This window comes from Pedobacter sp. Hv1 (assembly GCF_001412215.1).
GTDB lineage: Bacteria > Bacteroidota > Bacteroidia > Sphingobacteriales > Sphingobacteriaceae > Pedobacter.
The window spans coordinates 175,015-201,714 of the sequence record NZ_LLWP01000005.1 but is presented as its reverse complement, the minus strand read 5'-3'; the positions used below and the strand labels follow the sequence as shown (position 1 = coordinate 201,714).

Genomic DNA, 26,700 nt, shown 5'->3' with positions numbered 1-26,700 from the left:
TTTGCATTAAACAAATTAAAGCCCCAGAGTAATCTGGGGCTTTTTAGTTAGGTTAAGATTTATCTATGGTAGAATGAATGAAGAAAAGGGGATAGATAGATAAGCTCACCTTACAATTGACCCTTTCGGGGATGGTTAAATAACCAGCTTATAACTCAACCTGTTTTCGCTTATTCCTTTTCACCAAAAGAAAACAGATATACAAAAGCAATAACCAAGCAGGAATCAACTCAACAGACATTTTCAAGCCTGTAATCCACATAATCACTAAAATACCAATGAGAAATACCAAACAGATGTAGTTAGACAAAGGGTAGATAAACGAAGGGAATTTGGTTTGAACCCCTGCTGCCAGCTTCGCTTTTTTAAATTTTAAGTGGGTAAAACTGATCATTAGCCAATTGATAATTAAAGAAGAAACCACCAACGACATGAGGATCTCTAAAGCCTTTTCGGGGATCAGTTTGTTGATTATGATACAAATGGCCGCAAACAGGCCTGATGCCAAAATGGCTTTAACAGGCACATGGCTTTTGTTCAGTTTGGATAAAAAAGCAGGAGCATTGCCCTGTTGGGCCAAACCATACAACATGCGGCTATTGCTATACACACAACTGTTGTATACCGATAAAGCTGCCGTAAGTACAATTAAATTCAATACGTTGGCAATGATACTGGTAAAATAAATGGTGTTGCCGAACAGGTTAAACTGAAAGCCTTTTAAGCTCTCAAAAACCATTACAAAAGGACTACTGTCTGTAGTGATGTTTTTCCATGGAGAAAGCGCGAAAAGGATAATCAAAGCACCCACATAGAAAATCAAGATCCGATAAATAACCTGGTTAGTAGCTTTTGGGATTGTTTTTTCAGGGTTTTCTGCCTCTGCAGCAGTAATACCTATCAGCTCTAAACCGCCAAATGAAAACATAATTAAAGCAATGGCCGCAAATAAACCTTGAAAACTACCTTTTGCATCGGTGCTGAATAAGCCTTTAGGAAAGAAGCCTCCGTCATTCCAAAGGTTTTGAATGCTCGCCTGTTCGCCTCCAGAACCACTAAACAACAAGTAGACCCCAAAAATGATCATGGCAATAATGGCTACTACTTTGATAATCGAAAACCAGAACTCTGCTTCGCCATATACTTTTACCGAAGTAAGATTTAAGGCATTAATGGCTATAAAAAAGAATAAACTAGATGTCCATAAAGGAATTTCTGGCCACCAAAAGTGTACATAGATACCAATAGCGGTTAATTCAGACATGCTCACCAGAATATACAATACCCAATAGTTCCAGCCTGAAGAGAAACCAGCAAATGGTCCCCAGTATTTATAGGCAAAATGACTAAAACTACCAGAAACAGGTTCTTCCACTACCATCTCGCCCAATTGGCGCATGATAAAAAAGGCGATGATACCTGCAAGGGCATAACCTAAAATTACAGACGGACCGGCCAATACAGCAGCAGGACCAATGCCTAAAAATAATCCTGTACCTATAGCGCCACCAAGCGCAATTAACTGGATGTGCCTATTTTGTAAACCTCTCTGAAGTTTTTGTGCTTCTGGTTTTTCTTGTTCTTGCTTCAAAGTATAATGTGTTGTTGTAGATAAATTTTAGCAAAAATGTAAACTTATATTGAAATGAAGCAACTAAATGGAAAGAAAATAATTGATGGTAAAAGATTCAACACTCAAAAACGAGCTACATAGCTTAGCCAAAAGGGCAGTTTCTGCACCTCTTCCCCCGAAGGAATTTTTCGCAGCACTCCTTTTTCTTCTTATCCTTAACCTTGTGCTTGTCTTTCTTTTTCTTTTTGTCTTTTTTCGACATGGTATTTCTTTACTGTCAATATAAACAAAAAAAGGTACATATTGTGTGCAATACGTACCTTTTATATTTTAAAAACGCTTAAAACTACGCTTCGCTGTTATAGTTGATTTGGCCAACATGTTTGTCGATCTGCCATCTTCCAGTACCTTCTTCGCCAATTACATCAAACAATTCTAGGGCTCTACGTGCTTTAAATTCTTCTTCTCTTTGCTCTCTAAAGAACCAGTTTAAAAACTCAAGCGTTACATAATCTTGTTCTTTATGGCAACGGGCCGCAATGTTTTTGATAGATTGGGTAACGCTGATCTCTTGATCTAATGCATCTTCAAAAACCTCACGGAAAGAATTGTATTCGATCTTGATGTTAGTAGTTTCAGGAGAAATTGCTGTTCCGCCCATATCTAACACATATTTATAAAATTTAAGTTGGTGTTGTCTTTCTTCTTCTGCTTGCTTAAAGAAATAATCTGAAGAGAAATCATAACCATTTCTGCTGCACCATGAGGCCATTGATAAATAAATTGCTGACGAATGGGCTTCTTTTTTAATTTGCTGGTTGATTAGTGTTTCTACGTCTGACGAAAGTAAACACTTTACACGGATAATATCTTTCATGATTGCTATCTATTTGAATACAAGTAATTAGTAACAAAATTACTGCTATATTAGGTTAGCAAAGAATTTATTAACAATATGGAAAGATTCTAATTCTAGCTAACTAGCTCACAATGCGATGTAAACGATCAAATATGATGTGATTAAGCTCTAGCATAGCGAAGGTGCCTTGGAGCAGATCTTTTAATTTAATGATCTGTAGTAGCGATAAAACATAACAATGGTCGCAAGCGCAAATGAAGATGATTTCTACATCTGCAGACTTGTCGCTATTTAAAAGCAAATTTTCGATATCGATTTGATACACTGCTTTTTTTAGTTTCAACAAGTTGCGGTAATCAAAACGGGCCAATTTGCCAGCAAAATCAATATACCAACAGTTTTCACTGTCTGATTGATAAATAGCACCATTTTTGGTGCTAAAAACCTCGGTAAAATTGATAGTTGGTAAACTTATAGTCTGCTCCATTTGCTACAATAATGTTTTGTAACGCAAAGATGCAATTTATTTGGATTTATTCCAAATAAAGATAGAGTGCGAAATTAATTTTCTTTCAGCAACTAAGCGCTGTTGTTACCTAAAACATTTGGTAAGGTTATTAAATAACAACAGCTAATGATATGGCCAATAAAACTTAAACCACAACAGGAAGTATTACTTAAGGTTGTTCTGCCAACTCCTTTATTTTTGCCAATGCTTTTGGCCAAGTTTGCTCAAAATAATCTTTAAATTCGGCTGTAATGCTCATGTCAATGGTTAATTCAGTTTCACCATTTTTATTTGTTAAAATGTAGTTTTCTGTAGCGCCAGACCATTTTTTTACTTCTTCGCTATCAAAGTCTTCAACACCATTGTCATACATCCCCAGGTGGATAATACCAAGATAACTGTAAGGTATACTTTCTTCAATTTTGGAAACCATACCTTTTCCAGATGAACTATCTAAGAATAATGCTCTGCTGCCCTTTTTCCAATCGGTTTCTGCATCAGAGCCTTCGCTAAAAATCGCTGCCCAAATGGGGTAGGTAGTTTTACCAAAAAGGATTCCCCAAACTCTTTCTCTCGAGGCATTAATTGCTGTTTTGAATGTGAACTGTTCCATATTGATCTAATTAATTAGGCATTTTACTAAAATCCATGTGTAATAAACTCCATCTGTGTCCATCTAAATCAATAAAACCACCACCATACATCCAGCCATCCTTTTCGCCACCTTTGGCATAAATGGTGCCTCCCGCATTTTCGGCATTTAAAAGCATTTCATCAACTTCCTGTCTGCTTTCGGCATCTAAAGAAAATAAAACTTCGTTGCCTAGGTTGGTGTCTGCAATGTTGCTTCCACTAAAACCACTCAGCACATCGTCTCTAAATAACATCAGCACCAATTTCTTTTCACCAATAAAAAAAGAAGCCATGGTTTCGGTTACGGGATTTCTTTCATTTAAGGTAAATCCCATTTGAGTAAAGAATGTTACAGCTTTGTTGATATCCTTTACAGGTAGGTTGATCCAAATTTCTTTTGTCATAATTTTTCTTGTTAAATGATGAGCCATTCAATGAAATTATTTCCATCAAATTGATAACCTAAAGTTGAGCATAATTTTGATTTTTACATTGGGGTAAAAGCGACAATTTATGGGGCTAAACACGACTAATCATTTACTTCTATATAAACCTTGCATTAGCACTTGATTCTCAATATATTCGTAATCAATTGTAAGCGCTCTACATGAAAAAACTCTACCTGGTTCTTTTCTTGTTATTCATCTTGCTTGCCTTTAAACAAGATGACCCAAAGGTTTCTCATAAAGGAGGCAAATTTGCTTTGCCCAAAGGGATTACTGCAAAAGATTATCTGCCAAATACGCTCATCATCAAGTTTAAGAATGGAGGCACTCAACAAGTAAATAACATTGGTGGCGAAGCAAAAAAACAACTGCAGATAGATGGCGTAATTATCAATAGCTTATCAAAACTATTTCCTAGTGCTCGCCAAACCCAAGCTGTACAAGCTATTGGTGCCAAAGCATTGCCAGATTTGAGCGAGATTTACGTGGCCAGATATGAAGGAGGCGCAAATATTGTAAACGTAATTAATGCGCTATTAAAGGACGATCAAATTTTATATGCCGAACCTAGTTATGTGTATCGAACTTCATTTGTGCCTAATGATGCATTATATGGCAATCAATCTTACCTGAATAAGGTAATGGCTCCACAAGCCTGGGATGTCTTGAAAAATGCATCAAATGTGGTCATTGGTATTGTCGATTCAGGATCTGACCTCCAGCACGAAGATTTGGCCGACAATATTTACATCAACACTGCAGATCCTATCAACGGAATAGATGACGATGGTTACATAGATAATTATTATGGATGGGATTTTGTGGGTAATTCTGCGGCAACCATGATCCCAGATAACAATCCAGATGTAACAAGTGATACAACAGACCATGGTGTGCATGTAAGTGGCATTGCAAGTGCAGTATCAAACAATGCCAAAGGTGTGGCCAGCATTGCGTTTAATGCCAAATTATTGATTGTAAAAACAGGTGCCGATAATAATGGACGTTCAATTTACAAAGGTTACGAGGGTATTAAATATGCAGCAGACCATGGGGCAAGTATCATCAATTGTTCATGGGGCGGCCCAGGTGGTGGCCAGTTTGGACAAGAGATGATCGATTATGCGGTAGCAAAAGGATGTTTGGTAATTGCCGCTGCAGGTAACGACGATACTGATCTTCCAGATTACCCATCTGCCTATAAAGGTGTGTTTTCTGTGGCCTCGGTAACTACATCAGATATCAAATCGAGCTTTTCTAACTACGGTTACATGGTAGATATTTCTGCTCCGGGAAGCTCCATTTACAATACTTTAAATGGTAGTAAATATGGCTTTAAAAGTGGAACTTCTATGGCTGCACCAATGGTAGCAAGTGCTGCGGCCTTGGTAAAGGCAAAATATCCAAGCTACAACGGTTTGCAGATAGGAGAGGTACTGAGAACCACTTCAGATCCGATAGATAATTTAAATGCTGCTTATGTAGGAAAACTCGGGCGCGGTAGGTTAAATGTTTTGAATGCTTTAACCAAGACCACTTCATCCGTACGATACCAACAAATTGCAGTTGCCGATCAATCTAATGGCAATAGAGCTGCAGGCAATGAGCTTACGCTTAAGTTAGACCTGAAGAGCTTTTTGGCCACCATCAGCGGGTTAAATGTAAACATTACTTCAACAAGTCCTTATGTACAGATTTTAGATCCCAATTTAGCTGTGGGTACCATGGGTACTTTAGAAACGAAGACCAATCTGGGGCCAATTAGAGTTAAAGTTTTGGCCAATACCCCTCAAAATCAAGAGGTAGTTTTTAAATTGACCTATTCTGGCAATGGAGGCACTTATACAGATGTAGAATATTATAGTTTAACAGTTGCTTTAGATTATTTAAATGTAACGGTAAATAAAGTGAGTTCTACCTTAACCTCAAATGGGAGAGTAGGTTATAGCAAGAGTGATGCTTTAGGTGGCTTAGGCTTTGTGTATAAAGATGAAAACATGCTATACGAAGCGGCCTTAATGATTGGTAAATCGACCACACAAGTTGCCAATAATGCCAGAAACGATGGCAATTCTAATGAGGATTTTGTGAAACAGCTAAGTGCTCAACAAGTAAGCAGTACCACTGCCGCTTTTGAGGGAACTGCTACTTTTACAGATGCTGGGAGTACTGCCCCAATAGGGTTAAAAGTGAAATCAAGATTGTTAGCCTATTCAACACAGCCAGATGATAAATACATCATTGTAGAGTACGAAATTTTTAACACAAGCAATGCAGTATTGCAAGGTATTTACCCGGGTCTATTTACCGATTGGGATTTAGATGAGGCTTCTTCTAATGCCACACAATACGATGCAGGTACAAAAACGGCCTATGCCTATGCCAAAAAGAATGCAAGTTACCCTTATGTGGGTGTTAAGCTGTTAACAAATGTGGCTCCTGCAGCTTATTATCCCATGTCTTACCAAGTGGCAGGCAACCCCTTATCCGATAGTAAATTTACCATAGCAGAAAAATATCAGACTTTATCTTCTGGAGTAAAGGCCATAGGTTTGGGACATGATACCAATAATGGTTACGACATTATGTATACCGTTGGTACAGGTCCATATACTATTCCTGTTAATGGCTCTATTAAAGTAGCTTATGCTTTTATTGGTGGTGATAATTTAACAGAATTACTAAATGCTGGCCAAGCTGCTTTAACAAAATATACAACAGGAATTACAGATCCAGAAGTTCCTGTTGATCCTATCTCATTAACTTTTAACCTGAAACAGAATTATCCTAATCCTGGGAAAGATTTAACTACAATTCCGTTTGATATTGCCGAAAAATCAGCCACCACCTTAGTCATCACTAATGTAACAGGTAAAGTAGTCCAAACATTGATCAATGAAACTTTAAATGCAGGGCGCTATAGTGTTCCAGTTAATTTACAAACCTTGGCAGCAGGAGTCTATTTTTATAAACTGAGAGCAGGTACCTATCAAAAAACGTTGAAGATGTTGGTGATTAAGTAGTTTTTAGTAATTAGTATATAGTAGTTAGTATTTAGACCTATTAACTTTTCTACTCAAGACCATGGACTATAGTCTTTTAACTTCTTTTCTCCAGACCCTGGACTTAAGACTCTAGACTTTAAACTTTCTACTTTACACTTTTTACTTTAAATTTTCTACCAACACCTACCCAAGTGCATTGTAACAAGCTCTACAACGAGGCTCATAACTGTCTTTTTCGCCCAGTAGAATTTTATTTTCGTTGGCAACAGTACGGTAAGAGTAAACAGCAGGACTTCCACATTGCATGCACACCGCATTTACTTTAGTTACATGCTCTGCAATGGCCAATAAGGCAGGCATTGGGCCAAATGGTTTACCCAAAAAATCCATGTCTAAACCTGCAATAATTACCCTAATTCCTTTTAAAGCTAATTTGTTGCAAACTTCAGGTAAGTCTTCGTCAAAAAACTGTGCTTCATCAATCCCAACAACTTGAGTGTTGGCACCTAACAATAAAATGGCCGATGAGCTTTCTACCGGAGTAGATTGGATAGAATTTAAATCATGCGAAACTACTGCGGTTTCATCATAACGCGTGTCTGTTCTAGGTTTAAATATCTCTACATTTAACTTCGCAATCTGAGCTCGTTTCAATCTTCTTATTAATTCTTCTGTTTTGCCAGAGAACATGGATCCGCAAATTACTTCTATGCTTCCACAAAATTCTCCCCTTCTAAAGTTTTGCTCGCTGAATAACATTTGTAAAGGTATTTTTAGCCAAATATAATAGAATTTTATAGTACTTTTGATTGTCATTTATTAACATAAATCCCTAATTATTTCGTTAAGCCATTATGATGAAACAAGAAGATCTTTTTAAGAAAATAGGATTGATATTAAACGAATTGAATGAACAATATCAATTTTTAGCTCAAAATCCTCAACAGCTCAGTGAGTTAGAGTTGGAGCTTTTTCATGCAAATGCCAACTTCTTAGCAGATCATGTTCAAATTATCAAGAAAATTAGCAACAATCAGCAAGCCCCTTTGGCCTTACCAGAGGCAGAAGAAGAAGCAATAAATGAGCAAATTAATTTTCAAGAAGAAGAACTCATTTCATCACCCTCTTTTGCAAACGATGAGATGCAAGAAGAGCAACAAATTGAAACAGTTACTTTTGTGGAAGAAATAGCTGATCAAAGCCCAAAAGCAGAAATTATACCCCAAGCAGAGCCACCTTTGGCAGAGATAGAAGAAGAAATCTTTAAAATAGACCAATCTCCATCTACTTTCGAGTTCATTTTAAATGACCATGCAGAACACGAAAAATTCGATTTCGAAGAGAAAAGTGTCGATGAACTTTTTAACAGGCCATTAAGTGACGAAGAAGAACGGATCATTGCAGAGAAAAGGAAAATCAATATAGAACCAATTGTCGAAATCCAAGAAACAGAAGAAGATGATGAGATAGGCCCAGAGCCATTTTTGGTATATAAAAAGGAAGAAGAAGTATTTCCGATAGCAAAAGAAGAACTTGATCTTGAGGTAGCTCCTGTACCAACACCAATTGTTAAACAGACCGAAGCTGTTGAAGATCCAAACTATAAGCCAACACTAAATGACCTATTGGCGGGTAAAACACCAAATAACAATATCAACTCTGCTAAACCCGCTATTGCTGATCTGAAACAGGCAATCAATCTGAACGACAAATTACTCTACATTAAAGATTTATTTAATGGGTACAACTTGGCCTATGCAGAAGCAATTGATATTGCCAATAAACTGCCAAATTTTGAAGCTGCAGACAATTTCTTTAAAAATAACTATGCACTTAAAAACAATTGGGCAGAAAAACAAACCACAGTAGACAAGTTTTACGAGCTGCTGAACCAGAGGTTTAAGGCGTAAGGAGCGGAAAGCCGAAGGCTTAAAGCTGGGCATGGGGTTTAAGATAAAAGGTGTAGGGTGTAAGGGGGTAGGAAGCTTAAAGCTGAAGGCATAAAGCTCAGGATTCAAAAAGAACAATCATTATTCCCTAAAGCTTCACAAAATGTGATTATGCTCGGTCTTTATACTTTGTACTAATTACTTTTTACTAATAAGCGTAAGGTGAAAAGCCCAAACCCACAACCTGGAACACATAACCTACAACCGATGGTTCACAAAATGTGATTATGCTCACAAAATTAGGACACTATGCTTGGTCTTTATACTTTGTACTAATTACTTTTTACTAATGAACTAATGACCAATGAACCAAGAGCTAAATAAATCCCATTCTATTCGAATCTAGTTTAAGGAAGATAAACAGCAAGATGGTAAAACTCCATAAAGAAGACCCACCATAACTGATAAAAGGCAATGGAATCCCGATAACTGGCATGATACCGATGGCCATCCCGATATTGATAAACAAGTGGAAGAAGATAATGCAGGCAATGCAATAACCATAAACCCTAGAGAAAGACGAACGCTGTCGCTCGGCCATGTTAACAATTCTTAAGAGTAAGAATACATACAAGCAAATCACAACAAAACAACCTACAAAACCCCATTCCTCTCCAACAGTTGAAAAGATAAAATCTGTACTTTTTGCAGGTAAATAACCATATTTAGCCTGTGTACCCTGTAAAAAACCTCTTCCTGTAACCTGACCAGAACCAATGGCTATTTTAGATTGGATCACGTTCCATCCAGCACCCTTATTATCACTAGTTAGCCCTAAAATCAATTCAATCCGTGTGCGTTGGTGTGGTAATAGTATATTGTTAAAAGCATACTTAGCTACAAATAAATAACAAATGGCAATTAAGGTAATAATGCCAATATTGATCATTTTCTGTAAGCGTTTTCTGTTGTTATAGGCAAATAGTCCTCCAATTACGAGAATAGAAAAAATCAATATAAATGGAGATAGAAATAAATTGAGGATAAAGAGCAAAACAGCACCCCAAAAGATAATTAACAAATTACCCGGTAAACCTTCTCTATACAAGGGGAACATGAAAGAGAGGAAAACAAGCATTGAGCCGGCATCTGGCTGTAAGATAATCAATCCCATAGGTAGAACGATGATTGCTATACAGATCAGTACTGGACGTACCGAATTTAGTTTGACATTAAAAGAGCTGATATACCTCGCTAGCAATAAGGCTGTACCAAACTTGGCAAACTCTGAAGGCTGTAGCCTAAAAGAACCAAGAGGTATCCATGCTTGGTTGCCACCCACATTTCTCCCTACTACCAATACCGCCAACAGTAAAACGATGGTAATGCCATAGATTACGGGGGCAAATACACTAAAAAATTTGGCATCAAATAAGAGGATAGATAGGCCCAATACTAGCCCAGTAACCACAAATATCAATTGTTTGCCATACTCGGCTGTAAAACTAAAACCTTGTGCAGTGTCTGGTTTAAACTGTACCGAGTAGATATTTAAAAAACCAATCACGCACAGGGCAACATAGATCAATATAGTTACCCAATCTACATTAAAAAAGAATCTACTGCTTTGTTGTGGTTGCATTGTTCTTCGGTTTAATGGCTGTTTTATTAAATTGGTTTTGGGCTATTTTTGTTTTCGTTGGCAATTTTTTCTTAAGGCTATCAAGTACTAAACTATCTGTCTTTTTTATCGTTTTTGGTTTCTTATCCTGTAATGCTGGTAATAAGTTATCGGCCATAAACATTTGTGCCGTACTTCCATTAATTCTTCTGCCCGATAAAGTATCTGTTAAATACTTTTCTGTAATGAAACTGGCAATCGGAGCAGCGTAAGTGCCCCCATAACCTGCATTTTCAATAATTACGGCGATGGCAATTTTTGGATTTTCTCTGGGGGCAAAGCCTATAAATACAGAGTGGCTTTTGCCATGGGTATTTTCTACGGTCCCAGTTTTTCCACACATAATGAGCCCATTCGGTAATCTAGATTCTCTTGCTGTGCCTATAGAAGAGTTTACAGCATCTTGCATTCCATCTATTACAGGGGCAAAGTATCTTTTGTCGATACCTGCATAATGTTTTTCTTTATATTTTGGATCTATAGCTTTGCCATTTCCAATTGCTTTAACCACATGGGGTTTAATGTAATAACCTTGGTTGGCAATAATGGCCATAATATTGGCCATTTGTAATGGTGTGGTGTTAATTTCTCCTTGACCAATGGCAATAGACATGATCGTGGTATTACCCCAGTATTTGCCTTTATGTTGTTTGTCGTAATCTTCAGGCCTGAAAAGTTTTCTGGCCTTTTCACCAGGTAGATCAATACCTAAAGTATCCCCAATCCCAAATTTTCTTACTTTATTTTGCCAGTCATTATAGGTGCTTTGTTGTTTAGCCAACGAACGCCCATTTTTGGTCATCAGTTTTTCAAAAATATTGTAGAAATAAGTATTACAAGAGCGGGCAATCCCCCTACGTAAGGCAGTTGGCCCATCTGTATGCTCGCATTTGAATGTTCGGTTACCAGCTTTGTAATAACCAGGGCAGAAAAATGTGGTGTTTGGGTCAACTACGCCTTCACTCAAGGCAATCAATGCATCTAAGGGTTTAAATGCAGAACCTGGAGAATATTGTCCTTGAATGGGTCTAACATTAAATGCTTTATAGGGATTTGCACGAATGCCACTGTAATTAGTACTGAAGCTATTACCTACTAATTTATTAGGGTCGTATCCAGGACTGCTTACAAAGGCCAGAACTTCTCCAGTACTAGGTTCTATGGCAACCACACTCCCCACCTTATTGGCCAAAAGCTGTTCGCCCAATCTTTGTATCCTACTGTCAATTGTAGAAACTAGCTGTTCGCCAGAAATAGCGGCTGAATCTAATTTGCCATTGTTATAACTCCCTTGCGCTACGTTACGGGCATTGTAGAGCATGTAGGTTACACCCTTCGTACCTCTCAACTCTAATTCATACGCCTTTTCTATACCACTTTTGCCAATATAATCTGCAGATTTATAATAACCTTGATATTTTTCAATGTCTTTAGGGTTAACCTCTTGCATATAGCCCAAAAAATGACTGGCTATACTATCTGGGTAATACCTAATGGTTCTTTTTCGTACACTAAAGCCTCTGTAATTGTACATCCGCTCTTGTAACATGGCATAGGTTTGTACAGATAAGAGCTTTTGGAAAATAGTTTCCTGATATCTCGATTGTACAACTGCTTTGCGAAACTTTTCTCTAAACTGATCCATGTCAATCCCAATAATCTGGCAAAGTGATAAAGTATCAAATGGCTTTACATCGTTAGGGATCACAAGTAGATCGTATGTAGGCTGATTTTGTGCCAGAACCTTGTTGTTCCGGTCAAAAATAACACCTCTAGCAGGATAAATGTATTGCCTACGCAGTACGTTGCTATTGGCATTCAAAAAATATTTATCACTAACAATCTGTATATAGAAAAGCTTGCCCAAAAGAATTAAGGCAAGTAGAACAAATATTCCTTGAATAATATATTTTCGATTAAACAGTTGATCCATTAGCTCGATTTTCTATTGTGGAAGATGAACTCTACCAACAAAACAACAAATAAGGTAAAAACAACGCTTAACAAGCTTCTGGTTAAAGTATAATAAAACTCATTGAGTTTAAAAGCCTCTAAAAAGAACACAAAAATATGATGTACAAAGATGCACAACAGGGCATAAATGGAAAACCATTTGATCCCCATATTGCCTAACGAAGGTTCAGGCTCGTCAATAGAATCCCGATTTAAACTTACCGAAATAAATAAAATCCTTACAAAAGCCAAAGCTACACAAGCTGTGGTATGTACGCCAATGGTATCATAAAAAGTATCAATGGTTAAACCAGTACCAAAAGCGATAATAAATAACAATATGTTGGGAATTCTAAAAGGAAGTACCAGCAAAAACAGTACGTATATAAAAGGCGTAGAGAGGTTATAGAAAATCAGGTTACGCAACAAGAATATCTGCACAAACAAAAGGATCACCCACCTAAAGATATTGAGAAGTATAACTTTACTGTTCATTTGGTAATTGGGTTTCTAAAGTTTTTTGTTCCTGTGCCAAACGATTTTTAATGACATAAACATATTGTAAAGTACTAAAATCATTAAAAAGCTTAATCTCTATTGATCCGTCTCCGGCATTTGATCGAGGTTTGCTAATTCTGCCAACTTCAATCCCTTTCGGAAAACCACCAGCCCCAGAAGTAATAATGGTATCGCCAACATTCAGCTTAAAGTGGTTTGGAATTTCTTTAACAAAAGCTTTACTCACATCAAAATTGCCATCGCCCCATACCAAAGAACCAAATGCATTGTTTTTTTTAATGGTTACACTAATCAGTGTTTCTTTATTTAGTAAAGTTCTAATGGTAGCAAACTGTGGCGAAACATGTAGTACAAATCCAATTATTCCTCTTTGTGGCGAAATAACTGCCATGTCTTTTTCAATACCTGCATTGGTACCTCTATTAATGGTAATGATGTTATTAGCCAAATTAATAGAGTTCTTAATCACCTTAGCCGAAACCAAGGTATACTGCTGGTGGTATACAGTATCTTTAATTACAGCTGTTTTACTGCTGTCTACATTTTTGAGGGCAATTAACTCCGTTCTCAGTTTTGCATTTTCCAGGGCTAGGCTATCATTAACCTGACCAAGATTTAAATACCGCTTGGCCACATTTAAACGCTCATAGGCGCTGCCTACAATGGCATTGGTAGAGTTTAAGGTAATGCTATGCTGATAGGCATTGTTCTTAATCGTTAAGATAATGCCAACAGTAAAGAAAATAATGAAAAAGAAAAATGCGTTATATCTGCTGACGAAAATCCAAAGGTTACGCATCTTGGTTATGAGTTGTGAGTTATGGGTTATGAGTTTAGACTTTTAACCTTTAACTCATAACCCGCAACTCTATTTATTGCATTAAAAATTTAAAATTACCAATGTTTTTCAAAGCGATACCTGTACCACGTACAACCGCACGAAGTGGATCTTCGGCCACATGTACAGGCAACTTTGTTTTGGCGGCCACACGTTTATCTAAACCGCGTAACAATGCACCACCACCTGTTAAATAAATGCCAGTTTGGTAAATATCTGCCGAAAGCTCTGGTGGTGTAATCTCTAAAGCTTTTAAAATTGCTTCTTCAATTTTAGAGATCGATTTATCCAAGCAGTGCGCAATTTCAGTATAAGATACAGTAATTTGTTTAGGCACACCAGTCATTAAATCTCTTCCTTGTACTGCAAAATCCGCAGGTGGATCTGAAAGCTCAGGCAAAGCAGCGCCAACCTCAATTTTAATCTTTTCTGCTGTACGGTCGCCAATCATAATGTTGTGTTGGCGACGGATATAATTCACAATATCAGAGTCGAAGTTATCTCCCGCAACACGGATCGATTGATCGCAAACAATACCAGATAAGGCAATTACAGCAATCTCAGTGGTACCACCACCAATATCGATAATCATGTTGCCCATTGGCTCTTCCACATCAATTCCAATACCTACAGCAGCTGCCATAGGCTCGTGTATCAAGTAAACTTCTTTTGCACCAGCAATTTCGGCACTATCTCTAACCGCTCTTTTTTCTACCTCAGTAATGCCCGAAGGAATACAGATTACCATTCTTAAAGAAGGGAACATCCATCCTTTACCGCCGTTTAACATGCGAATCATCCCTTTAATCATGGCTTCAGCAGCGTTAAAATCTGCAATTACACCATCTTTTAAAGGTCTAACCGTTCTAATATTATCGTGTGTTTTACCTTCCATTTGCATCGCCTGACGGCCAATTGCAATAATTTTGTTGGTCTGTCTGTCAAATGCAACAATCGAAGGTTCGTCAACTACTACTTTATCGTTATGTATGATGAGGGTGTTTGCGGTACCTAAATCAATAGCTACCTCTTGTGTAAACCAATTAAATAAACCCATTTATATCTCGTAATTATTTTATGCTAGTTAATGTATACTATTCAAATGTAAAAATAGTGTTTTTATTATATTTAAAATTAAAAAAATCTGCGGTACAAGGTATTTATTTTGTTCAAAATCATTTGAAAATCAATATCCTGTGCGCATCGGTCTTTTTAGCCCTGCTATCCGTTTCGCCAATTAAAAATTGGGCTCCACTGCTATCAGGTTTATTGTTTAAAGGCAGTAGTACTTGGCCAATCAGCAAGCCCTTTCCCAACTCCAAACTTTGAACTCAGGACTTCAGACTCCAGACTTCCGACTTCGGACTCCTTTAATTAATGTTTAAAATGCCTAACCCCAGTCGTTACCATCGCTATCCCTTTTTGGTTGGCCATGGCAATAGAATCTTGGTCTTTAATTGAGCCACCTGGTTGCAAAACGGCAATAATGCCTGCTTCAGCTGCCAATTCAACGCAGTCTGGGAAAGGGAAAAACGCATCAGAAGCCATTACTGCATCAATTAAGCTGAAACCAAATGAATCTGCTTTAATTACTGCTTGTTTCAAGGCATCAACCCTCGAGGTTTGACCAACACCACTTGCCAATAGCACATTGTCTTTTACAAAAACAATGGTGTTCGATTTGGTGTGTTTTACAATCTTATTGGCAAAGATCAAATCCTTAATCGAGGCCTCACTAGGTGCTTTTTCAGTAACAACTGTCATTTGGTCTGCACCTTCCAAGCTCAAGTCTTTATCTTGCTCAATTACGCCGTTTAATAAAGTTTTGAATTGTTTACTGCTCAATTCAACTTCGTTTCTTTGTAAAATCACCCTGTTTTTCTTAGCCTTAAATAATTCTACAGCTTCTGGCTGATAAGAAGGTGCAATTAAAACCTCGAAAAATAAATTGTTGATCTCAGTTGCCGTTGCCAAATCAACCTCTTGGTTGGTTATCAATACTCCGCCAAATGCCGAAACTGGGTCGCAAGCTAAAGCAGCTGTCCATGCTGCTAAAACAGTAGCTCTCGAGGCTACACCACAAGCATTGGTATGTTTTAAAATGGCAAATGTTGGTTCAGTAAATTCGTCAATCAAACTTACAGCAGCGTCAACATCAACCAAATTGTTATAACTCAATTCTTTACCGTTCAATTTGGTAAACATTTCATCTAAATTGCCATAAAATGTTCCTTGTTGGTGTGGGTTTTCGCCATAACGCAAAGTTTGCGACTGATTTACGCTCTGTTTAAATACATTAAGCGGTTCTTCTGTATTGAAATAATTGAAGATCGCTGTATCATAATGAGAAGAGGTGTGGAATGCTTTTTTAGCATACGATTTACGTTGTGCTAAAGTTGTGGCACCATCTTGTTCTTGTAATTCTTGTAATAAAGTGCCATAGTCGGCTTTCGAAGCAATAATGACTACGTCGTTAAAGTTTTTTGCTGCGGCACGGATTAATGAAATGCCACCAATATCTATTTTCTCGATAATCTCTTCAGCTGTTCCACCACTTTTTACCGTTTCTTCAAAAGGATACAAATCAACAATTACCAAATCAATTTCAGGGATTTCGTATTGCGCAATCTGCTCCTGATCGCCTGCTAAACCTCTACGGTTTAAAATTCCACCAAATACTTTAGGGTGTAATGTTTTTACACGTCCGCCCAAAATAGAAGGGTAGCCAGTTAAATCTTCAACAGCTGTTACAGGTAAGTTTAAATCCTTAATAAATTGCTCTGTACCGCCCGTAGAAAATAAGGTTACACCTTGTTGGGCTAAATATTGGACTAGAGGTGCTAAACCATCTTTGTAATAAACTGAAATTAAAGCGTTTTTGATCTTGATTGACTCACTCATTGGGGGTGTAATTTTAAGCCGCAAAGCTAAGAAAAGTCGATGGTTTTTTTGGACCCTTTTTTAAATAAAATAACGTTCCTGATTTGTGTTTTTCTGGTTCGTGCACACACGAACCAGAAAATGGGCTAAAAACGGGCATAACCCAGTCTTTCAATATCTTCGGTAGTACTGGTTAAATGTATCTTTCCTTCGGTTAGTAAGTATAACTGGTCGCTTGCATCTATAATCTGACGATACATGTGGTCGGTAATTAAAAAACCTTTGTGTTGTTTTTCAGTATGTAATAAAGCTTTTAGCTTTTCGATGTGTAGTGGCATTACATGAGAAAAAGGTTCATCGAGCATTACAAATTGGGCATTAGATTTAATGATCACATAAACCTCTACCAATCGACGCTGTCCACCAGATAGTTTTTTAATCTTCATGTTTTCGCTGTCCTTAAATTCAGGGAAAAAAGCTACAAAGTCTGGATAGGAAATCTCAAAATCATTAAAGATCCTTTTTAAGCTCAATGAAGCTGGTATAAAATTGAATTGAGGTAGGTAGGTGAGAAGTTCGGGTCTTTTGTAAGCTTTGGCAATGGTGATGCCATCAAAACGCACCGAACTGCTATTTGCTTTTAAACTACCATATATAATATTCATTAAAGAGGTTTTGCCTTCTCCATTTCTAGCCAAGAGCCCAGTAATAGCACCTGTTTCACATTTAATATAAATGTTTCCCAGGATTTTTCGAGCACCAAAAAAGAGCTCAATACCATCGGCTTCTAATTGATGTTTCATTGCATTTTAAAGGCTAAAATTAACATGGAAACAAATAAAATGAAATCTATGCCCAGCGTTACCATCCATAACAATGTTTTGGAGATGCCCAGATTCTGATAGTAGAAGAACTCCTTCCGCTTGTTTGTTGTTACTGCATACCAGATAATGGCCATAGTAATTACCTTAAACCAAAATAAAAAAGGTAAGGTTTTATAGTTGCAACCATAGAACTGATAAGCATACCCACAACAAAAGCTTAAGATGAAGCCAACCAAAAAGAAATTGTGGTAAAAAGTACAGAGCGACCTGATAATTTTGGCCATGCTTTTTTGCTTTCTAGGTTGTGAGTTATTTATTATGAGTTGTTCGTTTTAGGCTTTCAGTATTTAATGTGCTCATTTGTCTTCGACAGGCTCAGACTGACATTCTTTAATATGTTATCAGTTGTAGGTTATGTATTACAGGTTATGGGTTATAAGCCTTACGCCCTACACCTTTTACCTTACACCTCATCACCAGCTTTCCGCTTTAAGCTACTTCTTAATCTTCTTAATAATGCTTTCCACTATTCGCGGGTAGTGCAGGTGCTCCAGTTGTTGTCCCTTAAATTTAATCATTTCAAGGTTGTCGCCCTTATCAATACGGTATTTTGCTTGGTAGATATATTCACCCTCATCGTAATTCTCATTTACATAATGGATAGTTATGCCCCCTTCTTGTTCCTTAGCTTCAATTACAGCCTGGTGTACAAAATCGCCATACATGCCTTTGCCGCCAAATTTGGGTAAAATTGCAGGGTGGATATTGATGATCCTTCCAGGATATTCATGGATAAGGTTTTTTGGAATTAACCATAAGAAGCCAGCCAATACAATGAGGTCAATATCAAGATTTTTTAAAAGATCTATAATATTGTCTGTTTTGTAAAACTCATGCTTGTCAAAAATATGAGATGGGATTTCAAAACTATCAGCACGCTGCAGCACATAAGCATCAGGATTGTTAGTTAAAACTAAGGCAACTTCAACTTCCGTGTTGCGTTTAAAATGCTCCATTAATTTTTGGGCATTAGATCCCGACCCAGAAGCAAAAATTGCGATACGTTTTTTCAAAATTCGATGTTTTTTTCAAAAATAGCATTTTACCTTTTTAATAGAAGTGTTTTCCTGTTTTTTTTGAGTAAGCGGTAGCAGAACATTATTTAACACAGAAATTATACCTATTTTTGGGGTCTGTAAAGAAGTGAAGTTTTATAAAATAACAGATTAATAAAAAATATTTCAAAAGCATTTTGCATTTTAAAAACATAAACTCTATATTTGCAGTCCGAAAAATAGTAAACATAGAAGATAAAAGGCTAAACAAGAATGGCAAATCATAAATCGTCTTTAAAAAGAATTAGAGCAAACGCGACAAAACGTCTACGTAACAGATATCAAGCAAAAACTACACGTACCTTTATTAAAAGATTACGTGCTGCTGAAGATAAAAAAACTGGTGCTGAGTTATTACCTAAAGTAATTTCTATGTTAGATCGTTTAGCTAAAAAGAACGTAATTCACAAAAATAAAGCTGCTAACAACAAATCAAAATTAACGAAATTCGTTAACGGTTTAAAATAGTTCGCTTTTTTAACGATATAAAAAGCGGTATAGCCTTGGGTTATGCCGCTTTTTTTGTGCGCTTTTTTTAGAAAGGTCAATAATAAAAGTTATCTTTAAGTATAAAATCCATCCCAATTGGTATTGAAATTAAAAATTTAAGCATTGGATGGATCAATATGTACAAAAATTAGGCATTAAGGCCTGGGCAGAGGCAGATAGACCTAGAGAAAAACTCCTTTTACAAGGCCGAAGACAATTAACAGACGCAGAGCTAATAGCTGTTTTAATAGGTTCGGGTAATAAAACAGAAACAGCAGTAGATTTAAGCAAGCGTATTCTAAAACATTGCCAGAATGATTTGGCCAAAGTAGCCAAGCTTACCGTAAAAGAGCTTTCAAGATTTAAAGGTATTGGTGAAGCCAAATCAATTGCTATTGTTGCCGCTTTAGAATTGGGTAGACGTAGAAAAGACAAAGAAGAGCAAAGACTAGAAAAAATTACCTCTTCAAGAGATGCCTATCTGGTTCTTCATCCAGAGTTGGCAGATTTGGCACATGAAGAGTTTTGGGTTTTATTGCTCAATAGAGCCAATTTGGTCATCTGCAAACAGTTTATTAGCAAAGGTGGGCAGTCGGCCACGGTTGTAGATCCAAAAATCATTTTTAAAGTTGCTATTGAGCAGAATGCAGCTTCCATTATTTTAGCGCACAACCATCCATCAGGTAATTTAAAGCCAAGTCTATCAGATATCAGTATCACCAAAAAGATGATGGAGGCAGGCTTGTTGCTCGAAATACCAGTGGTAGATCACCTTATTATCACCGATCATTATTTTGTGAGTTTTGCAGATGAAGGCTGGGTGTAAACCTGATTGTATTTAAAGGATAGCAATGATTACTTATTCATAAATTAACATTCAATTCGTAATTTAGTGCAATGATGAAGCGAATCCTTGTACTATTATTAATGAATTTGTCTATTGTTTCGATAGCAAATGCACAGAAAAACCAACCTATCAACGTTATTTCATACAATATCAGATTAAATGTGGCATCAGATGGGATAAATGCTTGGCCAAATAGAAAAGACAATGTAAAAGCGTTGGTTAGGTTTTACGATGCAGACATTTTATGTGTGCAAGAAGCCTTGCCTGAGCAATTTGACGATCTATTAGCCAACACAGATTTCGATGTGGTGGGGGTAGGCAGGGATGATGGCAAGCGCAAAGGAGAGTTTTCGGCCATTTACTTTAACAAAAATCGTTTTGTCAAAAAAGATGGAGGTACTTTCTGGTTATCACTAACGCCCGATGTGCCGAGCAAAGGCTGGGATGCTGCTTTAAATAGAATCTGCTCTTGGGTAAAACTGTACGATAAATCAAATAAAAAAGAATTTATTGTTTTCAATACCCATTACGATCATATTGGGGTGCAGGCCAGAATTGAATCGGCTAAATTGATCAAACAAAAAATTCAACAGATTGCCCCAACCTTACCAGTAGTTTTTACTGGCGATTTAAATGTTACACCAGAAACTGAAGCCATAGCTACCATTAAATCGTTTTTAACCGATTCTAAAGAAATTTCTATAGAACCGCCTTATGGGCCAACAGGAACATTTAATGCATTTAAGTGGGATAGTCCATTGAAAGATAAAATAGATTATATCTTTGTGAACAAGGCCTTTAAAGTTCAGAAATTTGCTGTGCTCACGGATAGTAAAGATCAAAGGTATTATTCAGACCATTTGCCAATTTTTGCAAAGCTATTCTTTTAGGCAATAAACTAAAGACCAATAACGTTTTTATTGTTTTTCATTGGCTTTTTAGCTTTCTGCTTTCCGCATTAAATAATATCTTTGCCTTTTAAATTTTCAAGTGCGTGTATCAAGAAGTTAGTTTTGATAGATGGTACTTGATACTTGATACTCCAAAAATGAAAATATCATACAGCTGGCTTAAACAATTCATACAAACCGATAAAACTCCACAAGAAATTTCCTTGATCTTAACCGATATTGGTTTAGAAGTAGAAAGCTTGGAAACCGTACAGCCCATAGTTGGTGGTTTAGAAGGATTAGTGATCGGTTATGTAGCAGAATGTGCACAGCATCCCAATGCAGATCGCTTACGTGTAACCAAGGTAGATGTGGGTACAGGAGAACTTTTGCAGATTGTGTGTGGTGCACCAAATGTTGCCGCAGGTCAGAAAGTAGTGGTGGCAACTGTAGGTACAACTGTTTTTCCGAATGAAGGTGAGCCTTTTAAAATCAATAAATCAAAAATTAGGGGAGAAGTTTCTGAAGGGATGATTTGTGCAGAAGATGAAATTGGTTTGGGCGCTTCGCATGCCGGGATTATGGTGCTGCCAGAAGATACCAAAATCGGGATAGCCGCAAAATCTTATTTCAAAATGGAAGATGATTTTGTGTTTGAAATTGGCTTGACCCCAAATAGGGCAGATGCAGCATCGCATTTAGGTGTAGCCAGAGATTTGGCTGCTTATTTACGCAGTAGCTACCAGTTGCCAGATGTATCCGCTTTTAAAACCGAAAATGAAAGTTTAAACATTGAAGTTAAAGTTGAAGATACTGCGGCTTGCCCACGTTACAGCAGTGTAAGCATTAGTGGAGTAACGGTAAAAGCTTCGCCAGATTGGTTAAAAGATAAATTAAAAGTAATCGGCATCCGCCCGATCAATAATATTGTAGATGTAACCAATTACGTGTTACATGAATTGGGCCAACCTTTACATGCATTTGATGCCGATCAAATTAAAGGCAAACAGGTAATTGTAAAAAAATGTGCCGAAGGTACTCCATTTGTAACCTTAGATGATGTAGAGCGTAAACTTTCTGCAGATGATCTGATGATTTGCAATGCCGAAGAGCCGATGTGTATTGCTGGTGTTTTTGGTGGTAAAACATCGGGAGTGAGTGAGCAAACTACAAATATCTTTTTAGAGAGTGCTTATTTCAATTCGGTATCAGTTCGTAAAACTTCTAAAAGATATAACCTGAAAACAGATGCATCATTTAGATTTGAACGTGGTACAGATCCAGAAATTACTGTTTTTGCGCTAAAACGTGCGGCCTTGTTGATCAAAGAAGTAGCTGGTGGAGAGATTTCATCAACTGTATCTGATATTTATCCAGTTAAGACCAATCCTTTTGCTGTAGAAGTAAGTTATGTCAATATTGTAAAGTTAATTGGCCAAGCTATTCCGGCAGAAGAGATCAAAGCCATTATTTTGGCCTTGGGCATTACCATTGATGCCGAGACAGCCGAAGGTTTAAGTTTAAAGGTGCCAGCTTATAAGGTTGATGTAACCCGCGAATGTGATGTTACAGAAGAGGTTTTAAGAATTTATGGTTACAACAATATCGTCATCCCTACTAAAGTAAATGCATCTTTAGCCTATACAGCAAAGCCAAATAAAGAGAACGTACAAAATCTAATTGCCGATATGCTTACTGCAAATGGTTTCTTAGAAATTTGGTGCAACTCATTAACACGTTCGGCTTTCTCTAAAAACCCAGAAGAAGCAGTGCAGATTCTAAATCCATTAAGCTCGGATTTAAATGTAATGCGTCAGAATCTTTTACAACCAGCTTTAGAAAGTGTAGCCTATAACCAGAACCGTAAAAATGCAGACCTTAAATTTTACGAATTTGGTAAAACCTATCATTTAATTGAGGGTACGTATGTAGAACGTCCACGTTTATTGGTTTTAATTAGTGGGGCCAAACAAGCTGAACAATGGAACCATGTAACTACACCAAGTACATTTTATAACCTAAAAGCAGCTGTTGATGCCGTAATTGGCCGTTTAGGATTAAACAATTATCAGTCTGAAGAAATTAAAGACGAGAACTTTGCTTATGGCCTGAAATATTTTAGAGGTGCTCAAACCCTAGTTTCTTTTGGGGCAGCTACAGCAGCAGATAGAAAGCAGACGGGTGTAGATAAAGAGGTATTTTATGCTGATTTTGATTGGGCATTGTTGTTAGATGCTGTTCGCAAAAACAAAATAGTAAACAAAGAAGTGCCTAAATATCCGGCAGTAAGAAGAGATTTGTCTATGTTGGTAGATGAGCAGGTTACCTTCGATGAACTGAAAACTATCGCTTTTAAAACAGAGAAAAAACTGATCAAGCAGGTACAGGTTTTTGATGTTTACCAAGGAGATAAATTGCCTGAGGGTAAAAAATCTTATGCACTGAATTTTACTTTACAAGATGAGGAGCAAACGTTAACTGATAAACAGATCGATGCAATTATGCAAAAGATTATCACTAACTTAGCCCAAACTGCGAAAGCAGAAATAAGAAAATAAATTAAAAGATGTCGTTCTCAATTTGCCTCAATAGGTTTATATAGAGACAGATCAAGGTAAGTAACGACAGAATTTTAATGGTTGTTTTATAATTTAAAGTTTAAAAATGTCTTCGGTTGCCGATCAATTAAATAATGTATTACAAAAAACGGCTCGGTTAATTGAGCTATGTAATGCTTTACAAGAAGAAAATGACTTATTAAAATTAGAAAACCAACATACAAAAGCAGCCTTAGAAGCTGCAAAAATTAAACATACAGACCTCGACGAGAAGTTAAGGGTGTTGAAATTGGCAAAGAGTATTGAGGGTACAAGTGAAAAGACACTTGATATAAAGCAAAAAATTAACGAATTTGTGCGTGAAATAGATAAGTGCGTAGTGTTACTTAAAAAATAAGTAATATAAAAAATTGAAACAAAGCTACAAAAATGGGAGAAATCTCGATTAAAATAACTATTTCTGACCGTATTTACCCTTTAAAGGTAAATGTTGAGGAAGAAGAAATTGTAAGACGGGCGGCTAAAATTATTAATGAGCGTATAAAAGACTACCAAGAAAATTATGCGGTTAGAGATAAACAGGATTTGCTTTCAATGGCGGTGCTGCACTATGCAACAGCGGTTTTAAGAACCGAGCATAAAGTGCAAAACCAAGATTCTGCAGTTGCTGAGAAGGTGGAGGAATTAGATAGTTTATTAAACGGGTTTTTCGCAAAATAAAAACGTTCTTTATACAGGTTTAAAAACAATAGATAAATACTGTTCTAAATGTTTTTAAGCTTAACAGCTAACAAAATTTGGCCGTGGCTAAATTTTTATGTTTCAATATTTCTGTAATTAATATAAGGTCTCTATATGGTGCTTATATTTTAAACAGTGCGCAGGAAACATAATAATTTAGTGACGGTTTTTTTATATAATTTGAAATGGACATAATAGGAATAATAGGGTGTATATTGGTCAGCTTGGTTGCTGGGATTGTAGTGGGGAGGTACCTGCTGCGTAATCTGTTAAAACAGCAGGAAGTTGCCGCACAGAATAAAGCGAAAAAGATATTGAGGGATGCAGAAAGCAATGCCGAAATCTTAAAAAAGGATAGATTATTAGAAGCAAAAGAGAAGTTCTTGCAAATGAAAGCAGAACACGAGCAGCAAGTAAACTCTAGAAATAACGAAGTAAACCAACGCGAAAATGGCATTAAGCAAAAAGAACAATCGCTTAACCAGAAGTTGGAGAACATGAACCGTAAGGAACAAGAATTAGATAACCATCGCAATAATTTAGAGAAACAGACTACTTTAGCTGTTAAAAAGCAAGAAGAAGTAGATGTATTGAAGAAACAACACGTTCAACAATTGGAAACTATTGCAGGTTTAAGTGCAGAAGAAGCCAAAAACCAATTGGTAGAGAACATGAAGTCTGAAGCACGTTCTCAAGCCATGATGCAGGTGAAAGATATTGTTGATGAAGCGAAATTAACTGCCAGCAAAGAAGCTAAAAAGGTAGTAATCCAAACTATCCAACGTACTGCTGCAGAAGCGGCTATTGAAAACTCAGTATCCATTTTCCATATTGATAACGACGAGATTAAAGGTCGTGTAATCGGTAGAGAGGGAAGAAATATCCGTGCTTTAGAAGCAGCAACTGGTATTGAGATCATTGTTGATGATACTCCTGAGGCAATTATTCTATCTGGTTTCGATCCGGTAAGAAGAGAAATTGCCCGGTTAGCTTTACACCGTTTGGTAACAGATGGTCGTATTCACCCTGCTCGTATTGAAGAAGTAGTGGCTAAAACCAAGAAACAGATTGAGGATGAAATTGTAGAAATAGGCGAACGTACGGTTATCGATTTGGGTATTCATGGTTTACACCCAGAATTGATCAGAATGGTTGGACGTATGCGTTACCGTTCTTCCTACGGACAAAACTTATTGCACCACTCTCGCGAGGTAGCTAATTTCTGTGCTACCATGGCAGCAGAGTTAGGTTTAAATGCAAAAATGGCCAAACGTGCAGGTTTGTTACACGATATAGGTAAAGTGCCTGATGATAATCCAGAATTGCCACACGCAATTTTAGGGATGCAATTGGCCGAAAAATATAAAGAGCATCCAGAAGTTTGCAATGCCATTGGTGCCCACCATGACGAAATTGAAATGACTTCAATGATCTCTCCAATTGTTCAGGCTTGTGACTCTATTTCTGGAGCAAGACCTGGTGCAAGACGTGAGGTAGTAGAAAGTTACATCAAACGTTTAAAAGAATTAGAAGAATTGGCGTTGTCTTACCCAGGCGTAGAGAAAACTTTCGCTATACAAGCAGGTAGAGAATTAAGGGTGGTAGTAGAAAGTGAAAGAGTAACCGACCAACAGGCAGAGTTATTAGCAGCCGATATTTCTAACCGTATCCAAACTGAAATGACCTACCCAGGTCAGATCAAGGTAACGGTAATTAGAGAAACCAGATCAGTTGCCTTTGCTAAATAATAAGGCATGTCATCCTGAGTTTATCGAAGTAGGTTTTTGTAAAAGTCTTCGACAAGCTCAGACTGACAGCTATTAAATATTTTATAAAAGCGACAGGTTTTTCTGTCGCTTTTTTTATTTTTATATAAATCTATCCCAATATTGTCATCCTGAGCTTGTCGAAGGATACCTCGTTGACAATTGGAAATAAAACTTGTAAAATGGAAAAAACAGCCAAACGCCCTGTAGATGTTTATTTTGATAAATATGCAGAAAGTCATCAAAACCATACCAATGAGCTTATCCATTGGATCTGTGTGCCATTAATTGTTTTTAGCCTGTTGGGTATGGTTTGGGCTATTCCATTTCCGCATTTGGCCTTTTTGGGTCAATATGCTACTTTTTTAAATTGGGCTTCATTTCTCATCGCTTTTTCTGTCTATTACTATTATACACTTTCGCCAGTGCTCTCATTTTTAATGCTTTGGGTAATTGGTCTCATGTCTTATTTTATCATTCTGTTAGAAAGATGGGCTGCAGATGGTGGGCCAGCAGTTTGGTTGTCTTGTCTGGTTATTTTTGTAGTGGCCTGGGTTGGCCAATTCATCGGACATAAAATTGAAGGTAAAAAGCCCTCATTTTTAGATGATGTTAAGTTTTTGTTAATCGGTCCGATTTGGTTATTGCATTTTATCTGTAAAAAAATAGGCTTGAAATACTGAAAC

General features: G+C 37.1%; 25 protein-coding genes. 10 read left to right on the top strand and 15 right to left on the bottom strand.

The annotated features are described in order from the left end of the window. Nucleotides 1-148: 148 nt before the first annotated feature. The 5 genes from AQF98_RS12495 to AQF98_RS12475 all read right to left on the bottom strand — a co-directional run bounded on the left by AQF98_RS12495 (nucleotide 149) and on the right by AQF98_RS12475 (nucleotide 3,977). Nucleotides 149-1,591, bottom strand: coding sequence for an amino acid permease (locus tag AQF98_RS12495; protein ID WP_055132292.1), 1,443 nt, complete (start codon nucleotides 1,589-1,591; stop codon nucleotides 149-151). 328 nt (nucleotides 1,592-1,919) lie between these two features. Next, complete coding sequence (locus tag AQF98_RS12490; protein WP_055132291.1) at nucleotides 1,920-2,450, bottom strand: ferritin; 531 nt, start codon at nucleotides 2,448-2,450, stop codon at nucleotides 1,920-1,922. Nucleotides 2,451-2,553: 103 nt separating this feature from the next. Continuing rightward, nucleotides 2,554-2,919, bottom strand: coding sequence for a hypothetical protein (locus AQF98_RS12485; protein WP_055132290.1), 366 nt, complete (start codon nucleotides 2,917-2,919; stop codon nucleotides 2,554-2,556). A 190-nt stretch (nucleotides 2,920-3,109) separates the two neighbouring features. Further along, nucleotides 3,110-3,553: an SRPBCC domain-containing protein gene (locus AQF98_RS12480; protein WP_055132289.1), complete on the bottom strand. Its 444-nt coding sequence runs from the start codon at nucleotides 3,551-3,553 to the stop codon at nucleotides 3,110-3,112. Nucleotides 3,554-3,563: 10 nt separating this feature from the next. Further along, the gene (locus tag AQF98_RS12475; RefSeq protein WP_055132551.1) at nucleotides 3,564-3,977 is read right to left on the bottom strand and encodes a VOC family protein; all 414 of its coding nucleotides are present in this window, start codon (nucleotides 3,975-3,977) and stop codon (nucleotides 3,564-3,566) included. A 203-nt stretch (nucleotides 3,978-4,180) separates the two neighbouring features. Between AQF98_RS12475 and AQF98_RS12470 the strand changes: the two genes are divergently transcribed. Then, a complete protein-coding gene (locus AQF98_RS12470) occupies nucleotides 4,181-7,042 on the top strand; it encodes a S8 family serine peptidase (protein WP_055132288.1) in 2,862 nt (953 codons plus the stop codon). Between the two features lie 165 nt (nucleotides 7,043-7,207). Here AQF98_RS12470 and AQF98_RS12465 read toward each other — a convergent pair whose 3' ends face one another. Then, a complete protein-coding gene (locus AQF98_RS12465) occupies nucleotides 7,208-7,783 on the bottom strand; it encodes a thymidine kinase (protein WP_055132287.1) in 576 nt (191 codons plus the stop codon). A 95-nt stretch (nucleotides 7,784-7,878) separates the two neighbouring features. On the opposite strand from AQF98_RS12465, the gene AQF98_RS12460 reads away from it, so the two are divergent. After that, nucleotides 7,879-8,934, top strand: a complete 1,056-nt coding sequence (locus AQF98_RS12460) for a hypothetical protein (RefSeq protein WP_055132286.1) — start codon at nucleotides 7,879-7,881, stop codon at nucleotides 8,932-8,934. A 355-nt stretch (nucleotides 8,935-9,289) separates the two neighbouring features. Here the strand turns inward: AQF98_RS12460 and rodA are convergent, their stop codons facing one another. From rodA to AQF98_RS12415, 9 genes are all read right to left on the bottom strand, one after another. Beyond that, on the bottom strand, nucleotides 9,290-10,555 hold the full coding sequence (rodA, locus tag AQF98_RS12455) for a rod shape-determining protein RodA (RefSeq protein WP_055132285.1): 1,266 nt from the start codon (nucleotides 10,553-10,555) through the stop codon (nucleotides 9,290-9,292). Further along, a complete protein-coding gene (gene mrdA, locus AQF98_RS12450) occupies nucleotides 10,533-12,527 on the bottom strand; it encodes a penicillin-binding protein 2 (protein ID WP_082435033.1) in 1,995 nt (664 codons plus the stop codon). Before mrdA ends, rodA begins: the two co-directional genes overlap by 23 nt. Further along, a complete protein-coding gene (locus AQF98_RS12445; protein ID WP_055132284.1) occupies nucleotides 12,527-13,042 on the bottom strand; it encodes a hypothetical protein in 516 nt (171 codons plus the stop codon). Before AQF98_RS12445 ends, mrdA begins: the two co-directional genes overlap by 1 nt. Next, entirely contained in the window at nucleotides 13,032-13,865 is an 834-nt protein-coding gene (gene mreC, locus AQF98_RS12440; protein ID WP_055132283.1) for a rod shape-determining protein MreC, read from the bottom strand. Before mreC ends, AQF98_RS12445 begins: the two co-directional genes overlap by 11 nt. Before the next feature lie 73 nt (nucleotides 13,866-13,938). Beyond that, a complete protein-coding gene (locus AQF98_RS12435; protein WP_055132282.1) occupies nucleotides 13,939-14,961 on the bottom strand; it encodes a rod shape-determining protein in 1,023 nt (340 codons plus the stop codon). Nucleotides 14,962-15,278: 317 nt separating this feature from the next. Then, nucleotides 15,279-16,805: a bifunctional phosphoribosylaminoimidazolecarboxamide formyltransferase/IMP cyclohydrolase gene (gene purH / locus AQF98_RS12430; RefSeq protein ID WP_055132281.1), complete on the bottom strand. Its 1,527-nt coding sequence runs from the start codon at nucleotides 16,803-16,805 to the stop codon at nucleotides 15,279-15,281. Nucleotides 16,806-16,930: 125 nt separating this feature from the next. Further along, on the bottom strand, nucleotides 16,931-17,587 hold the full coding sequence (locus tag AQF98_RS12425) for an ATP-binding cassette domain-containing protein (protein WP_055132280.1): 657 nt from the start codon (nucleotides 17,585-17,587) through the stop codon (nucleotides 16,931-16,933). After that, the gene (locus AQF98_RS12420; protein WP_055132279.1) at nucleotides 17,584-17,892 is read right to left on the bottom strand and encodes a hypothetical protein; all 309 of its coding nucleotides are present in this window, start codon (nucleotides 17,890-17,892) and stop codon (nucleotides 17,584-17,586) included. Before AQF98_RS12420 ends, AQF98_RS12425 begins: the two co-directional genes overlap by 4 nt. A 210-nt stretch (nucleotides 17,893-18,102) precedes the next feature. Further along, nucleotides 18,103-18,681, bottom strand: a complete 579-nt coding sequence (locus AQF98_RS12415) for a phosphoribosylglycinamide formyltransferase (protein ID WP_055132278.1) — start codon at nucleotides 18,679-18,681, stop codon at nucleotides 18,103-18,105. A gap of 255 nt (nucleotides 18,682-18,936) precedes the next feature. Here AQF98_RS12415 and rpsT point away from each other — a divergent pair, with 255 nt between their 5' ends. From rpsT to AQF98_RS12375, 8 genes are all read left to right on the top strand, one after another. Then, nucleotides 18,937-19,191 (top strand): 30S ribosomal protein S20, encoded by a 255-nt coding sequence (gene rpsT / locus AQF98_RS12410; protein ID WP_055132277.1) that lies wholly within the window; start codon nucleotides 18,937-18,939, stop codon nucleotides 19,189-19,191. Nucleotides 19,192-19,339: 148 nt separating this feature from the next. Then, nucleotides 19,340-20,038: a DNA repair protein RadC gene (gene radC / locus AQF98_RS12405; RefSeq protein ID WP_055132276.1), complete on the top strand. Its 699-nt coding sequence runs from the start codon at nucleotides 19,340-19,342 to the stop codon at nucleotides 20,036-20,038. Between the two features lie 71 nt (nucleotides 20,039-20,109). Next, nucleotides 20,110-20,949: an endonuclease/exonuclease/phosphatase family protein gene (locus AQF98_RS12400; protein WP_082435031.1), complete on the top strand. Its 840-nt coding sequence runs from the start codon at nucleotides 20,110-20,112 to the stop codon at nucleotides 20,947-20,949. A gap of 158 nt (nucleotides 20,950-21,107) precedes the next feature. Further along, nucleotides 21,108-23,507, top strand: a complete 2,400-nt coding sequence (gene pheT, locus AQF98_RS12395; RefSeq protein ID WP_055132275.1) for a phenylalanine--tRNA ligase subunit beta — start codon at nucleotides 21,108-21,110, stop codon at nucleotides 23,505-23,507. A 106-nt stretch (nucleotides 23,508-23,613) separates the two neighbouring features. After that, entirely contained in the window at nucleotides 23,614-23,904 is a 291-nt protein-coding gene (locus tag AQF98_RS12390; protein ID WP_055132274.1) for a hypothetical protein, read from the top strand. Nucleotides 23,905-23,936: 32 nt separating this feature from the next. Next, complete coding sequence (locus tag AQF98_RS12385; protein WP_055132273.1) at nucleotides 23,937-24,227, top strand: cell division protein ZapA; 291 nt, start codon at nucleotides 23,937-23,939, stop codon at nucleotides 24,225-24,227. A 206-nt stretch (nucleotides 24,228-24,433) separates the two neighbouring features. Further along, nucleotides 24,434-25,996: a ribonuclease Y gene (gene rny / locus AQF98_RS12380; RefSeq protein WP_055132272.1), complete on the top strand. Its 1,563-nt coding sequence runs from the start codon at nucleotides 24,434-24,436 to the stop codon at nucleotides 25,994-25,996. Between the two features lie 200 nt (nucleotides 25,997-26,196). Beyond that, entirely contained in the window at nucleotides 26,197-26,697 is a 501-nt protein-coding gene (locus tag AQF98_RS12375; RefSeq protein ID WP_055132271.1) for a DUF962 domain-containing protein, read from the top strand. Nucleotides 26,698-26,700 lie beyond the last annotated feature (3 nt).

Excerpts from the sequence above, each read along its gene's own strand:
- AQF98_RS12425 (WP_055132280.1), bottom strand. The coding sequence starts at position 17,587 with ATGAAACATCAATTAGAAGCCGATGGTATTGAGCTCTTTTTTGGTGCT.
- AQF98_RS12445 (WP_055132284.1), bottom strand. The coding sequence starts at position 13,042 with ATGAACAGTAAAGTTATACTTCTCAATATCTTTAGGTGGGTGATCCTT.
- AQF98_RS12475 (WP_055132551.1), bottom strand. The coding sequence starts at position 3,977 with ATGACAAAAGAAATTTGGATCAACCTACCTGTAAAGGATATCAACAAA.
- rny (WP_055132272.1), top strand. The coding sequence starts at position 24,434 with ATGGACATAATAGGAATAATAGGGTGTATATTGGTCAGCTTGGTTGCT.
- mrdA (WP_082435033.1), bottom strand. The coding sequence starts at position 12,527 with ATGGATCAACTGTTTAATCGAAAATATATTATTCAAGGAATATTTGTT.
- AQF98_RS12390 (WP_055132274.1), top strand. The coding sequence starts at position 23,614 with ATGTCTTCGGTTGCCGATCAATTAAATAATGTATTACAAAAAACGGCT.
- AQF98_RS12470 (WP_055132288.1), top strand. The coding sequence starts at position 4,181 with ATGAAAAAACTCTACCTGGTTCTTTTCTTGTTATTCATCTTGCTTGCC.
- AQF98_RS12420 (WP_055132279.1), bottom strand. The coding sequence starts at position 17,892 with ATGGCCAAAATTATCAGGTCGCTCTGTACTTTTTACCACAATTTCTTT.
- mreC (WP_055132283.1), bottom strand. The coding sequence starts at position 13,865 with ATGCGTAACCTTTGGATTTTCGTCAGCAGATATAACGCATTTTTCTTT.
- AQF98_RS12400 (WP_082435031.1), top strand. The coding sequence starts at position 20,110 with ATGATGAAGCGAATCCTTGTACTATTATTAATGAATTTGTCTATTGTT.
- pheT (WP_055132275.1), top strand. The coding sequence starts at position 21,108 with ATGAAAATATCATACAGCTGGCTTAAACAATTCATACAAACCGATAAA.
- AQF98_RS12465 (WP_055132287.1), bottom strand. The coding sequence starts at position 7,783 with ATGTTATTCAGCGAGCAAAACTTTAGAAGGGGAGAATTTTGTGGAAGC.
- AQF98_RS12490 (WP_055132291.1), bottom strand. The coding sequence starts at position 2,450 with ATGAAAGATATTATCCGTGTAAAGTGTTTACTTTCGTCAGACGTAGAA.
- rpsT (WP_055132277.1), top strand. The coding sequence starts at position 18,937 with ATGGCAAATCATAAATCGTCTTTAAAAAGAATTAGAGCAAACGCGACA.
- radC (WP_055132276.1), top strand. The coding sequence starts at position 19,340 with ATGGATCAATATGTACAAAAATTAGGCATTAAGGCCTGGGCAGAGGCA.
- purH (WP_055132281.1), bottom strand. The coding sequence starts at position 16,805 with ATGAGTGAGTCAATCAAGATCAAAAACGCTTTAATTTCAGTTTATTAC.
- rodA (WP_055132285.1), bottom strand. The coding sequence starts at position 10,555 with ATGCAACCACAACAAAGCAGTAGATTCTTTTTTAATGTAGATTGGGTA.
- AQF98_RS12385 (WP_055132273.1), top strand. The coding sequence starts at position 23,937 with ATGGGAGAAATCTCGATTAAAATAACTATTTCTGACCGTATTTACCCT.
- AQF98_RS12485 (WP_055132290.1), bottom strand. The coding sequence starts at position 2,919 with ATGGAGCAGACTATAAGTTTACCAACTATCAATTTTACCGAGGTTTTT.
- AQF98_RS12460 (WP_055132286.1), top strand. The coding sequence starts at position 7,879 with ATGATGAAACAAGAAGATCTTTTTAAGAAAATAGGATTGATATTAAAC.
- AQF98_RS12435 (WP_055132282.1), bottom strand. The coding sequence starts at position 14,961 with ATGGGTTTATTTAATTGGTTTACACAAGAGGTAGCTATTGATTTAGGT.
- AQF98_RS12480 (WP_055132289.1), bottom strand. The coding sequence starts at position 3,553 with ATGGAACAGTTCACATTCAAAACAGCAATTAATGCCTCGAGAGAAAGA.
- AQF98_RS12375 (WP_055132271.1), top strand. The coding sequence starts at position 26,197 with ATGGAAAAAACAGCCAAACGCCCTGTAGATGTTTATTTTGATAAATAT.